Consider the following 13,493-nt stretch of genomic DNA (forward strand, 5'->3'; position numbering starts at 1 on the left):
GGGCGCCGCCATGCCGGGCCATCTGTGCGACGTCGCCGGCCTGCGCCTCGGCCACTGGACGGACACCCGCCGCCCGACGGGCTGCAGCGTCATCCTGTGCCCGCAGGGCGTGACGGCCGGCGTCGATGTGCGCGGCGCGGCGCCCGGCACACGCGAAACGGACCTCCTGCGCCCCGAGAACACCGTCCAGCAGGTGCACGCCCTGCTGCTGAGCGGGGGCAGTGCCTTCGGGCTGGATGCCGCGTCCGGCGTGATGCGCTGGCTGCGCGAGCGCGGCCATGGCCTGCGCGTGGGACCGGCCTGCGTGCCCATCGTGCCGGCGGCCGTGCTCTTCGACCTGTGGCTGGGCGATCCGACCTTCACGCCGGATGCGTCGGCCGGCCATGCGGCCTGTGAAGCGGCCAGCACGACCGCGGAGCGCGGCAGCGTCGGCGCGGGCGCGGGGGCGACGGTCGGCAAGCTGCTGGGCCCGCAGTGGGCGATGAAGAGCGGCCTGGGCATGGCCTCGCTGCGCGTGGGCGGGACGGCGCTCAGTGCCCTGGCTGCGGTGAACGCCGTGGGCGATGTGCTGGACCCCGCCACCGGCTCGATCGTGGCGGGCGCGCGTGGCGCCGATGGCCGACTGAGGAACACGGCCCGCGCGCTGCTGGCGGGCGAGGCTCCGATCCGGCCCGTCGCCGGCGGCGCGACCACGCTGGCCGTCATCGCCACGGATGCCCACCTCGACAAGGCGCAGGCCACCAAGCTGGCGCAGATGGCCCACGACGGCCTGGCCCGCAGCATCCACCCCGTCCATCAGCCGAGCGACGGCGACATCGTCTTCAGCCTGGCCACCGGCGGCAGCGGCCCGGCCGACCTGGGCCTGCTCGGCGTCATGGCCGTCGAGGCCCTCGCGCAGGCCGTGCTGGACGCCGTGCGATCGGCCCGCGGCCTGCCCGGCCTCCCGGCGGCCGGCGAGCTTGGATAATGCCGGCATGCGTTTGTCCCAGATCCTCTTTTCGCAAGGCTTCGGCAGCCGTCGTCTCTGCGCCGGCCTGATCCACCATGGCGAGGTCCAGGTCCACGGCGAAGTCGTGGACGACCCGGATGCCGATTTCGACCCGCAGGGCCTCCAGTTCGAGGTGTCAGGCAAGACCTGGCCCTACTACGAGAAGGCGCTCATCCTCTTGCACAAGCCAGCAGGCTACGAGTGCTCGCAGAAGCCCCGCCACCATCCCAGCGTCATGAGCCTGCTGCCGGCGCCGCTGCGTGAGCGCGGCGTGCAGCCCGTCGGGCGCCTCGACGAGGACACCACGGGCCTGCTGCTCCTGACGGACGACGGCACCCTCATCCACAAGCTCACGAGCCCCAAGCACCATGTGCCCAAGGTCTACGAGGCACATTGCAAGCACCCCGTCGACGCCGGGCAGATCGAGCAGCTGCTGGCCGGTGTCGAGCTGCACGAGCACGAGCTCAAGGTCCACCGCGAGCCCGAGCTGGTGAAGGCCCTCGCCGCCGAGCCCATGGGCAGCCACGGCGTGCGCCTGACGCTGGCCGAGGGCAAGTACCACCAGGTCAAGCGCATGCTGGCCGCGGTGAGCAACCGCGTGGAGCGCCTGCATCGGCCGCAGTTCGGCGCCCTGGTGCTGCCGGCCGAGGTGCCCGAGGGCCAGTGGTGCTGGATCGACAGCCCGGCCCGCATCCTCGGGACCAGCGCTGCGGCGTGAGATCCTTCACTGATCCCGCCGATCCCTGCGCCGATCGGCCTGCGGACCAGGGTTCCTCCTAGCCTCCGGCCCCCCGACTGCGGCTACAAACCACTGCCCGCCATGGCAGCACCGAGGAGGTGCCATGGGAGGAGCACGGGGGCGGCCCCGGAGAAGGCCGGCACCCGTTCCGCTGACGTACAACAGCCGCCGGCCCGAGCCGGGGGCACAGAGGGATTCCGTCCTTGGATCAGGACATCGCCGCGCAAATCGAGCGCGAACGTCTCAGCTCGCTTTACGAGCAAAGCCTGCGGCCCACGCTGCTGGGCGCTGCGTTCAGTGCCTGCCCCGTCCTGCTGCTCTGGGGCCACCTGCCCGCGGCCCTGCTGCTGGGCTGGCTGGCCTGCCGCCTGGCCTTGGTGCTGCTGCGCGCGCTGGACACCCGCAGTTTCCGCCTGAGCCGCCCCGAGGGGCCTCAGCTCCGCCGCTGGCGCCGCCGCTACTACACCCTGCTGGCCGCCGACGCCATGACCTGGGGTGCGATGGGCTGGTGCTTCCACACGCCGGCGGTGCCGGGTCTTGACGGCCTCATCCTGGCGTCCATGGTGGGCCTCGGGGCCGTCTCGCTCTTCGCGATGGGCGCCGAGTTCCGCGCCAACGCCCTCTTCAGCGGCATCACCTTCCTGCCGGTGCTGGCCTACAACGTCCTGCTCGGCACGCGCGAGGGCTGGCTGTCTGCCGCCGGGCTGCTCATCTTCCTGTACGTGGCCTGTACCGAGTCCCGCCGGGTCCAGGCCCGGCGGCTGGAGCTGCTGCGCCTGCGCTTCGAGCACGCCAAGCTGGCCGAGGAGCGCCAGCGCGCGCTGCAGTCCGCCCAGCAGTCGAGCACCAGCAAGAGCCGCTTCGTGGCCGTGATGAGCCACGAGATCCGCACCCCGCTCAACGGCATCCTCGGCATGACGCAGCTGCTGGAGCGCTCCGAGCTGGATGAGCGCCAGCGCGAGCAGCTGGCCGTCGTCCACAGCTCCGGCCGCCACCTGCTGCATCTCGTCAACGACCTCCTGGACCTGGCCCGCATCGAGTCGGGCAAGCTCGTGATCGACCCGGCCCCGATGGACCTGGCCGGGGCGGTGAACGAGGTCTGCCACCTGCTGAGCACCCCGGCCCGCGACAAGGGCCTGCAGCTGAATGTCCGCCTGGCCGAGGGCCTGCCCACGCACGTGGTGGCCGACGCCTCCCGCATCCGGCAGGTGCTGCACAACCTCGTGGGCAACGCGATCAAGTTCACCGAGCAGGGTTCGGTCGACGTCGGCGTGGCGGTGGTGCAGGACCGCCAGGGCGCGCTGCTGCGCTTTGCCGTGCGGGACACCGGCGAGGGGATCGAGGCCGACCAGCTCGAGCGCATCTTCGCGCCCTTCGAGCAGGTCGGCGGCAAGCTCCAGCGCCGCGAAGGCACCGGGCTCGGCCTCACCATCTCCCGCGAGCTGGCCCAGGCCATGGGCGGGGAGCTGCGCGCGAGCTCGCGCCGGGGCCTCGGCTCCATGTTCGAGTTGACCCTCCCGCTGCAGGTCTGCGAGGCCCCGGCGGCGGACCCGGTGGACGTCCGCGAGTCCCAGCTGCCCGCGCTGCAGGGCCGCGTGCTGCTGGTGGACGACAGCCCCGTCAACCTGCTGGTCGCGGCGTCCATGCTGGCGCACTGCGGCGTGGAGGTCGTGCAGGCGGAAAGCGGCCGCCAGGCGCTGGAGCTGCTGCGTCGCGAGGCCTTCGAGCTGGTGCTGATGGACTGCCTCATGCCCGAGCTGAGCGGCTACGAGACCACCGCGCGCTGGCGCGAGGACGAGCGCCGCCTCGGGCGTCCCCGCGTGCCCATCGTCGCGCTCACCGCCAGCTCGGCCCCCCAGGATCGCGAGCGCTGCGAGGACGCCGGCATGGACGGCTACCTGCTCAAGCCCTTCTGCATGGAGCAGCTGATGGAGCTGCTGATGCGCCATGTCGGCCAGGCGCAGCCCGCCCAGGCCGCCGCCTGGGCCTGATCGCAACACCCGGCGCCCCCGCGAGCCGGCTGCCCACCCCGGGCACGGATAATGCCCCCCATGCAGGTATTCCGCGGCTTCCATCACCCGGGCATCGCCCCGGCCTGTGCCCTCACCATCGGCAACTTCGACGGCGTCCATCGCGGGCACCAGGCCATGCTGGCCCTGCTGCGCTCGGAGGCCCAGCACCGTGGGCTGCCGTCCTGCGTACTCAGCTTCGAGCCGCATCCGCGTGACTTCTTCGCTCGCAAGCTCGGCAAGCCGGAGCTGGCGCCTGCCCGCATCGCCACGCTGCGGGACAAGCTCCAGGAGCTGGAGCGCTGCGGCGTCGACCAGGCCGTGGTGCTGCGCTTCGACGAGCGCCTGGCCTCGCTGCCGGCCCAGGACTTCATCCAGCGCGTGCTGAAGGACGGCCTCGGTGCGCGCTATGTGCTCGTGGGCGACGACTTCCGCTTCGGCGCCAAGCGCCAGGGCGATTACGCGACGCTCGACGCCGCCGGCCAGCGCCAGGGCTTCGACGTGGCCCGCATGATGAGCTACGAGGTGCACGGCCTGCGCGTCAGCAGCTCGGCCGTGCGCGAGGCCCTCGCCGAGGGCCGCATGGACGACGCCGAGCGGCTGCTGGGCCGCCCCTACGCCATCTCGGGCCACGTGATCCACGGCCAGAAGCTCGGCCGGCAGCTCGGCGAGAGCTCGTCCGGCGCGGCCGACGGCTTCCGCACGCTGAACCTGCGCTTCTCCCATGCCAAGCCCGCCGCCAGGGGCATCTATGCCGTCCGCACGCACGGCCTGGCGGCGCAGCCGCTGGACGGCGTTGCCAGCCTCGGCGTGCGCCCCACCGTGGAGGATGCGGGCCGTGTGCTGCTGGAGGTCCATTGCCTGGACTGGCCCGCGGCCCTGGGTCCCAACGGGGCCTACGGTAAACTCGTGCGCGTGGAACTGCTGCACAAACTGCGTGACGAAGCCCGATTCGACGGGCTGGACGCCCTGACTCAGGCCATCGCCCGCGATGTCGAGCAGGCACGCGCCTTCCTGGCCACCCACGCCTCGATGCGCCGCCAGACCACCCGCGATCGAATTTGACGCGGGCCCGCCCTCGGGGCTTGCTGCCCTGACGCCCCTGCGCCGCCCCGGTGCTCCCCCTGCCCGCCGTCTGGCCTCACGCCAGCGGCCCTGCCTGATTGCTGCCATGACCGACGCCACCAAGCCCGCTGCACCCGACTACCGCGCCACGCTGAACCTGCCCGACACCCCCTTCCCCATGCGCGGCGACCTGCCCAAGCGCGAGCCGGGCTGGGTCAAGGGCTGGGAGGAGCAAGGCATCTACAAGAAGCTGCGCGACGCCCGCTGCGGCGCGCCCAAGTTCGTGCTGCATGACGGCCCGCCCTACGCGAACGGCCAGATCCACATCGGCCACGCCGCCAACAAGATCCTCAAGGACATGATCGTCAAGGCCCGCCAGCTGGCCGGCTTCGACGCGGCCTACATCCCCGGCTGGGACTGCCACGGCCTGCCCATCGAGAACCAGATCGAGAAGACCTTCGGCCGCGGCCTGCCGCGCGACGAGGTCCAGGCCAAGAGCCGCGCCTACGCCACCGAGCAGATCGACGGCCAGCGTGCCGACTTCAAGCGCCTGGGCATCCTCGGTGAATGGGACAAGCCCTACCGCACCATGGACTACGCCAACGAGGCCGGCGAGATCCGCGTCCTCAAGCGCCTGTTCGAGCGCGGCTTCGTCTACCGCGGCCTGAAGCCCGTCTACTGGTGCTTCGACTGCGGTTCCTCGCTGGCCGAGTTCGAGATCGAGTACGCCGACAAGCAGTCGCCGGCGGTGGACGTCGCCTTCCTGTGCGCCGAGCCCGCCAAGCTGGCCGCCGCCTTCGGCCTCCCCGCGCTGGACCAGGACGCCTTCACGGTGATCTGGACCACCACCCCCTGGACCATCCCCGCCAACCAGGCGCTGAACCTCAACCCCGAGCTGCCCTACGCCCTGGTCAAGACCCCGCGCGGCTACTTCGTGGTGGCCGAGGCCCTGGTCGAGAAGTGCCTGGCGCGCTGGCAGCTGGAGGGCGAGCAGGTCGCCGTCACGCAGGGCCGCGCGCTGGAGCTGCTGAAGTTCAAGCACCCGCTGGCCCATGTGGACCCGGGCTTCGACCGGGAAAGCCCCGTCTACCTGGCCGACTACGCCACGGCGGATGACGGCACCGGCGTCGTGCACTCCGCGCCCGCCTACGGCCTGGACGACTTCCAGAGCTGCGTCTCCCACGGCATGGCCTTCACCGACATCAAGAACCCGGTGCAGGGCAACGGGGCCTACGAGGCGGAGCTGCCCCTGTTCGGCGGTCAGCACATCTGGAAGGCCAACCCCGTCATCACCCAGGCCCTGGCCGACGCCGGCCGCCTGATGGCACAGGCCAAGATCACCCACAGCTACCCGCACTGCTGGCGCCACAAGACGCCCGTGATCTACCGCGCCGCCGCGCAGTGGTTCGTGCGCATGGACGAAGGCACCGGCCTGTTCGCGAGCGAGCAGCCGGCCCAGACCCTGCGCCAGACGGCGCTGGCCGCCATCGATGCCACCAGCTTCTACCCCGAGAACGGCCGGGCCCGCCTGCGCGACATGATCGCCAACCGGCCCGACTGGTGCATCTCGCGCCAGCGCAGCTGGGGCGTGCCCCTGCCCATCTTCCTGCACAAGGTGACGGGCGAGGCGCATTCGCGCACGCTGGAGTTCATCGAGCGTGCCGCGCAGCTGGTCGAGCAAGCCGGCATCGAGGCCTGGGCCAAGCTGGACCCGGCCGAGTGGCTGGGTGCGGAGGCCGAGCACTACGCCAAGGGCCAGGACATCCTGGACGTCTGGTTCGACTCCGGCTCGACCTTCCAGCACGTGCTCAAGGGCAGCCATGCCGGCGCGGCGCATGCGGAGGGCCCCGAGGCCGACCTCTACCTCGAAGGCCATGACCAGCACCGTGGCTGGTTCCACAGCTCGCTGCTGATCGCGTCCGCGCTGTACGGCCGCGCGCCGTACAAGGGCCTGCTGACCCACGGCTTCGTCGTGGACGGCCAGGGCCGCAAGATGAGCAAGTCGGTCGGCAACGTGGTCGCCCCGCAGGCCGTGTCCGACAAGATGGGCGCCGAGATCCTGCGCCTGTGGACTGCCGCCACCGACTATTCCGGCGACCTGGGCCTCGACGACAAGATCCTCGCCCGCGTGGTCGACAGCTACCGCCGCATCCGCAACACCCTGCGCTTCCTGCTGGCCAATGTCTCGGACTTCGACGCCAGGACCGAAGCCCTGCCGCTGGACCAGCTGCTGGAGGTCGATCGCTACGCCCTGGCCCGCGCCTCGCAGTTCCAGGCCGAGGTGCTGGCGCACTTCGAGCGCTACGAGTTCCACCCGGTCGTGGCCAAGCTGCAGGTCTACTGCTCGGAGGACCTGGGCGGCTTCTACCTGGACGTGCTGAAGGACCGCCTCTACACGACGGCCCCGAAGAGCCTGGCCCGCCGCTCGGCCCAGACCGCGCTGTGGCACATCACGAACGCCATGCTGCGCTGGATGGCGCCCTTCCTGAGCTTCACGGCCGAGGAAGCCTGGCAGGTGTTCAACGGCGGCGAGACGATCTTCACCGAGACCTTCTGGACCTTCGAGGCGGCCGATGAGGCCCTGCTGGCCAAGTGGAGCCGCGTGCGCGAGATCCGCGAGCTGGCCAACAAGGCCATCGAGGACGTGCGCGGCCAGGGCCTGGTGGGCGCCTCGCTGCAGGCCGAGGTCGTGATCGGCGCGGCCGAGCAAGACCTGGCCCTGCTGCAGTCCCTGGGCGAGGACCTCAAGTTCGTGCTGATCACCTCGGCGGCCCGCGTCGAGGCCGCGGCCGAGCTGAGCGTCACCGTCACGCCCACGGCCCACGCCAAGTGCGAGCGCTGCTGGCACTACCGCGAGGACGTCGGCGCCGTGGCCGAGCATCCCGGCCTGTGCGGTCGCTGCCACAGCAATCTGCATGGCAGCGGCGAGGTGCGCCACATCGCCTGAGCACCACCGCACTGAGGGACGCGCCGAGGGCCGCCGGATCTCACGATCCGCGGCCCTCGGTGACTTTCAAGGGGGCTCAGGCGCCGCCGGCCTGCCCCACCGTGCGGAAACTGCCCACCATCCCTGCCAGCCGCTGGGCCTGGTCCTGAAGCGACTCCGCGGCCGCGGCGCTCTGCTCGACCAGCGCGGCATTCTGCTGCGTCATGTGGTCCAGCAGCGTGACGGACTCGCTGATCTTGCCGATGCCATCGCTCTGCTCGGCCGTGGCGGCGGTGATGCGGATGATCATGTCGCTGACCTGCCGCACGCTGGTGACGATCTCGGTCATCGTGCGGCCGGCATCGCCCACCAGGCGCGTGCCGGACTCGACCTGCTCGACACTCGCGCCGATGAGGGTCTTGATCTCGCGCGCGGCCTGTGCGCTGCGCTGAGCCAGCGCCCGCACCTCGCCCGCGACGACCGCGAAGCCGCGCCCCTGCTCGCCGGCCCGCGCCGCCTCCACCGCGGCATTGAGCGCCAGGATGTTGGTCTGGAACGCGATGCCGTCGATCACGCCGATGATGTCGGCGATGCGGTTGCTGGCGCTGTTGATGCCGTTCATGGTCTCGACCACCTGCACCACGACCTCGCTGCCGCGCTGGGCGACATCCGTGGCGCTCGTGGCCAGCTGCTCGGCCTGACGGGCGGCGTCGGCCGTCTGGCGGACGTTGCCGTTCACCTGCTCCATGCTGGAGGCGGTCTGCTGCAGGTTGCTGGCCGCGACCTCGGTGCGGCTGCTCAGGTCCTGGTTGCCGCTGGCGAACTCGGTGCTGCTGACCTGGATGCGATCCGCGCTGTGCTTGAGCTCGTCCACCAGCGTCAGCAGCCGGCTGCGCATGTCCGCGAGGCTGCGCATGAGGTCGCCCACCTCGTCGTCCTGGTCCGATGTGATGGACTGCCGCAGATCCCCGGCCGCGACGGCCTGCGCCAGGGCCTGCGCGCGCAGCAGATCACCCACCACGCGCCGGCGCAGCCGCATCACGGCCAGCGCGGCCCCGAGTGCCGCGGCCAGCCCGACCACCGAGGCGAACAGGAAGGTGCGGCGCTCCGCCAGCTGCGCGTGCGCGGCGAGCTCGGTGGAATCCGTCTCGATCTGCCCGACGAGGCTGGCGATCTGCGCCGCCAGCTTCTCGTAGCTGGCATCGGCGTTCTGCATGGCCGCCACGCCCATGTTCGGATCGACGGAAGCCATGTCGATCGCGGCGTCAGCCTGCTTGACGTAGGCCTCGATCACGGCCCCGCTGTCGGCGATGAGCTTGCGCAGCGCGGCATCGTCGGCATCGCCCGCAGCGCCGTCCTGGGCGGCATCAGCGCCGGCCAGGCCCTGCAGCGCCTGGCGGATGCTGGCCATCTGTTGCGCCAGGTCCGCACGCGCCGCCTTCACCTGGGCCTCGTCGAGCGAGGCGATCAGGGTGAAGGTCCGGTAGGTCCTCGCGTGCACGGTGCCCAGGCGCTGCTGCTGCGCGCTGAGCCCCTTGAAGACATGCACCACGTGGCTGAACTGCCCGCGGGCCTCCGCGGCCTGGCTGCGCAGCATCCACGCGGTGCTCACCGCCGCCGCCATCACCACCGCGATGGCCACCAGAGGCGCCAGCATCAACTTGGGTCCGAGTCTCATTTTTATTGCTCCCTGCCGCACTGCCCTGGACGGCGGGCGGCCCGGGCCTGCCCGCGCGCCCCGTGGCGAGACTACTTGTAGATGCCGCCACAGACGACGGTCTCTTCCAGGCGCTCGCAGTACATGGACTTCGGCTCGACTTTCTTGTTCTCCGGGTTGGTGAACTTGTAGTCCTGCCAGAAGCTGGGCTTGGACTTGCCCATCTCGACGCGTTCCTTCACGAAGGCCTTGCCGTCGACGTCCTTCAGCTCGATCAGGTTGCGGCCGACCATCTTCTCGTTGGCGCCATGCGCATGCACGACGCCGTCCAGCCCGTAGACCACGAGGTAGAGGTCCTCGTAGCGGAACTGCCCGGTCTTGCTGGTGATCTCGGCGTAGCCCTTCTGCTTGCCGTTCGCCTTGATGTAGGCGACGCCCTTCTTGACCATCGCCACCGCCTGTTCCGGGGTGGCACCGCCGTCCGCGGCGTGGGCGCTCGTGATCAGGGCACCCACCAGGGCGGCCCCCCAGCCTGCATTGAATCGCCTCATGTCTGCATCCTTCCTGGTTGAATCGCGGGGATGTTGCGCAGGAACCCGGCGGACCGGCCACCGGGGCCATCTGTAACAGGAAGCTAACCATACGCCTGTTCGGCCCGGAAGAGAAAGCCTGGCCGCTGTCCGCTGCGGCCGGATGGGACGTTCCGTGCGGCACAAGTCGCGTTGTCGCCCGCCATGACGTCAGCCCGGCGCAACAGAGGCCCTGCCGAAGGGCTTCTCCGAGCGGCTTGCCCGCGAGGCGCGCCGGTCCCGTCCGGGGCATTTCGCGGGGTGCCTCGCCCACAGCGACTCTAGGGTGCGCCGGCCGGCATGACAAACATCAAGCCGCACCACCCCACCCGGCACAGGCCCTTGGGCGGCGCCCGTCGGCGGGTCGGTCGCCAGGACCGGCTACAGTAGCGCCCTGCTTCTGAACCGCACATGCCCATGGCCACCTCCTCCAACGCCCCGCGCCTGATCCAGTGGCTGGCGATCGCCCTCCTGATCATCCTGGCCGACCAGTTCACCAAGGTGCTGATCCTGGGGAGCTTCCAGCTCGGTGACAGCCGCCCCGTGACCTCCTTCTTCAGCATCGTGCGCTGGCACAACCCGGGCGCGGCCTTCAGCTTCCTGGCCTGGGGCAGCGGCTGGCAGCGCTGGTTCTTCGTGGGGCTGGGCACCGTGGCCACGGGCTTCATCCTGTGGCTGCTGCGCCGCCACGGGCACCAGACGCTGTTCGCGACGGCCCTGACGCTGATCCTCGGCGGCGCGGTGGGCAATGTCATCGACCGCCTCCTGCACGGCTATGTGGTGGACTTCCTCCTGTTCCACTACCAGAACACCTGGACCTTCCCGGCCTTCAACGTGGCCGACACCGCCATCTCCATCGGCGCGGCACTTCTCATCCTGGACGAGCTGCGCCGCGTGCGCCGCAGCTGAGGCCCGGCGCGGGCCCGGGCACCGCTTGATCCATGTCAGGTGCAGGGCCTAGGGTAAGGCCCGCTGACGCCGTGGACGCCTCCCTCTAGCCTAGCCGGCAGAAGGAGACACCCATGAGCCACCCCCTGGCGCAGGAGCCCACGCCCGACACGAGGCCGGCCCGCGCGACTGATCCCGATCAAGCGCCGCCCCAGGCCGTGGAGGCCGTGGAGGCCGGCGAGACCGCGCCGGCGCCCGCCGCCGGCATCTCGCCCTTCCACCTGCAGCTGAACACCCTGCGCTGGGGCCAGCCTCTGCAATGGCTGCGCCTGGGCTGGCGGGACTTCTGCCGCCACCCCGGCATCGGCCTGTTCTACGGCGTGTGCTTCGTGCTGATGGGCTGGGGGCTGCTCAAGGTCTACCAGAACGCCCCGGCCTACACGCTGGCGCTGTCCGCCGGCTTCCTGCTGATGGGCCCCTTCCTGTGCATGGGGCTCTACCAGGTCTCCATGCGCCTGGAGCGCGGCGAGCAGCCCGACCTCGGCGACTCGCTCACCGCCTGGGACACGCACATGGGCCAGATGGCCATCTTCGGCGGTGTGCTGCTGATCCTGGAGATGCTGTGGGGCCGCGCCTCGCTGGTCATCTTCGCGGTGAGCTTCGACGGCATGCCCGACTTCGCCGGCTCGCTGACCAAGCTGCTGGAGCCCGACAACCTGGGCTTCATCGCCACCTACCTGACCGTGGGCGCGCTCTTCGCCGGGCTGATCTACGCCGTCAGTGTCATCTCGATCCCCATGATGCTGGACCAGCAGGTGGATGCCGTGACCGCCGGCCTCACGAGCCTGCGCCTGGTGCTGACGCAGACGGGCGTCATGCTCTGGTGGGGGGCGCTCGTGGTGGTGCTGGTGGTGCTGGCGCTGCTGCCGGGCTTTCTGGGCCTGCTGGTGGTGGGACCGGTGCTGGGGCACGCGAGCTGGCATGCCTACCGGGCGGCCGTAGCAGACTCCTGACGGCCTCGCAAGGCCCCGAATCGCCGGCCCCCGCCCGCCGCCGATCCCGGCGCGGCGCGCCACAATGGGCCGCAGCCCCGCCAGCCAACCTGCTCTTCCGACCTGCCGCGCCCTCACCCCATGCTCGACTACGCCTGCCTGACGCACTACGACTGGCTTGACGTCCCCATGTGGATCTTCGATGCGCAACGCCAGCGCAATCTCTGGGCCAATGCCGCGGCCCTGAGCTTCTGGCAGGCGGAGAGCGCCGAGGAGTTCCTGGCCCGCAAGCACGAGGACAGCTCCGAGACCGTGCGCGCCCGCCTCGCCCTGACCGCCGCGGACCACGCCCTGGGCAAGATCGTCCGTGAGCAGTGGACGCTCTACCCCAAGGACCAGCCGGTCACGGTGATGCTGGCCTCGCGCGGCATCCTCACGCCGGACGGCCGCCAGGTGATGCTCTTCGCCGTCGACCACCTGTCCAGCGCGGCAGACAAGGCGATGCTGCGCGGCGTCGAGGCCCTGCAGCACACGTCCGTGCGCATCGGCATGGTCTCGCTGCGGGACGGCAACTTCCTGATGCGCAACCCGGCCGCGGCCATGTGCTTCGCCGGCCTGGCGCGGCACAAGGGCCAGGGCGAGTTCGTGAGCCTGTTCCCCGACCCCGAGGTCGGGCGACGCATCCTGGCCCAGGTGCAGCGGGGCCAGACCTTCGCTGCGGACCTGGAGCTGCACACGCAGATGGGGCGGCGCTGGCACAGCCTGGACGCCCGCCCGATGCGCGACCCGGTGACCGGGGACCTCGTCATGCAGCTCAACGCCCGGGACATCGGGGACCTCAAGGCCACGCAGTCCGCGCTGGAGGCGGCACGCCAGGCCGCCGAGGCCGCCAGCCAGGCCAAGAGCGCCTTCCTCGCCAACATGAGCCACGAGATCCGCACCCCCATGAACGGCGTGCTGGGCCTCACGGAGCTGGTCCTGCAGACCGAGCTGGACGAGCGCCAGCGCCGCTTCATCGAGCTGGCGCATGGCTCGGCCAAGGGGCTGCTGGTGATCATCAACGATCTGCTGGACGTCGCCAAGATCGAGGCGGGCCGCGTGCAGATCGAGCACCGCCCCTTCGTGCTGCACGACTGCCTGAAGGAGAGCCTGCACCCGCTGCTGCTGCAGGCGCACGAGAAGGGCATCCGGCTGCACGCGCTGGTCCAGCCCTGCGTCCCGGCCCAGCTGGTGGGCGACGCCCTGCGCCTGCGCCAGGTGCTCGTGAACCTCGTGGGCAATGCCCTGAAGTTCACCGAGCACGGCGAGGTGCGCCTGGAGGTGATCCAGCTGCCCGAAGAGGAGGACGGCGAGCCCGTGGACCCGGCCGAGGAGGTGCGCCTGCGCTTCTCGGTGCATGACACCGGCATCGGCATGACGGCAGACCAGATCCGCCACATCTTCGCCCCCTTCACGCAGGCGGACGGCAGCATCACCCGGCGCTATGGCGGCACCGGGCTCGGTCTCACCATCGTGCAGCGCCTCGTCAGCCTGATGGGCGGGCAGGTGGAGGTGGAGAGCCAGCCGGGCACGGGTTCGTGCTTCAGCTTCGAGCTGCGCCTGCCGGCCGCCGCGGCCGCCGACCACGTGGCGCCGAGCCCGAGCCCGGCCCGGGCCTAGC

General features: G+C 70.9%; 10 protein-coding genes. 8 read left to right on the top strand and 2 right to left on the bottom strand.

All coding sequences use genetic code 11. From position 1 onward, the window contains the following. Positions 1–10: 10 nt before the first annotated feature. The 5 genes from QRD43_RS19970 to ileS all read left to right on the top strand — a co-directional run bounded on the left by QRD43_RS19970 (position 11) and on the right by ileS (position 7,748). The gene (locus tag QRD43_RS19970; protein WP_285984262.1) at positions 11–967 is read left to right on the top strand and encodes a P1 family peptidase; all 957 of its coding nucleotides are present in this window, start codon (positions 11–13) and stop codon (positions 965–967) included. Positions 968–974: 7 nt separating this feature from the next. Then, the gene (locus QRD43_RS19975) at positions 975–1,706 is read left to right on the top strand and encodes a pseudouridine synthase (RefSeq protein ID WP_285984263.1); all 732 of its coding nucleotides are present in this window, start codon (positions 975–977) and stop codon (positions 1,704–1,706) included. 224 nt (positions 1,707–1,930) lie between these two features. Further along, on the top strand, positions 1,931–3,718 hold the full coding sequence (locus QRD43_RS19980; RefSeq protein ID WP_285984264.1) for an ATP-binding protein: 1,788 nt from the start codon (positions 1,931–1,933) through the stop codon (positions 3,716–3,718). 60 nt (positions 3,719–3,778) lie between these two features. After that, entirely contained in the window at positions 3,779–4,801 is a 1,023-nt protein-coding gene (locus QRD43_RS19985; protein WP_285984265.1) for a bifunctional riboflavin kinase/FAD synthetase, read from the top strand. 106 nt (positions 4,802–4,907) lie between these two features. Beyond that, positions 4,908–7,748 carry an isoleucine--tRNA ligase gene (ileS, locus tag QRD43_RS19990; RefSeq protein WP_285984266.1) on the top strand — a complete coding sequence of 947 codons (2,841 nt, stop codon included), beginning with the start codon at positions 4,908–4,910 and terminating at the stop codon, positions 7,746–7,748. Between the two features lie 76 nt (positions 7,749–7,824). On the opposite strand, the gene QRD43_RS19995 is transcribed toward ileS, so the two are convergent. Then, entirely contained in the window at positions 7,825–9,405 is a 1,581-nt protein-coding gene (locus QRD43_RS19995; RefSeq protein WP_285984267.1) for a methyl-accepting chemotaxis protein, read from the bottom strand. Positions 9,406–9,476: 71 nt separating this feature from the next. Then, positions 9,477–9,935 carry a cache domain-containing protein gene (locus QRD43_RS20000; protein WP_285984268.1) on the bottom strand — a complete coding sequence of 153 codons (459 nt, stop codon included), beginning with the start codon at positions 9,933–9,935 and terminating at the stop codon, positions 9,477–9,479. 429 nt (positions 9,936–10,364) lie between these two features. On the opposite strand from QRD43_RS20000, the gene lspA reads away from it, so the two are divergent. The 3 genes from lspA to QRD43_RS20015 all read left to right on the top strand — a co-directional run bounded on the left by lspA (position 10,365) and on the right by QRD43_RS20015 (position 13,492). Next, a complete protein-coding gene (gene lspA / locus QRD43_RS20005) occupies positions 10,365–10,862 on the top strand; it encodes a signal peptidase II (RefSeq protein WP_285984269.1) in 498 nt (165 codons plus the stop codon). Positions 10,863–10,975: 113 nt separating this feature from the next. Next, complete coding sequence (locus QRD43_RS20010; protein ID WP_285984270.1) at positions 10,976–11,854, top strand: DUF2189 domain-containing protein; 879 nt, start codon at positions 10,976–10,978, stop codon at positions 11,852–11,854. A gap of 120 nt (positions 11,855–11,974) precedes the next feature. Beyond that, positions 11,975–13,492: a hybrid sensor histidine kinase/response regulator gene (locus tag QRD43_RS20015; protein ID WP_285984271.1), complete on the top strand. Its 1,518-nt coding sequence runs from the start codon at positions 11,975–11,977 to the stop codon at positions 13,490–13,492. Position 13,493 lies beyond the last annotated feature (1 nt).

This window comes from Roseateles subflavus (assembly GCF_030285365.1).
GTDB classification, from domain to species: Bacteria; Pseudomonadota; Gammaproteobacteria; order Burkholderiales; family Burkholderiaceae_C; genus Roseateles_B; species Roseateles_B subflavus.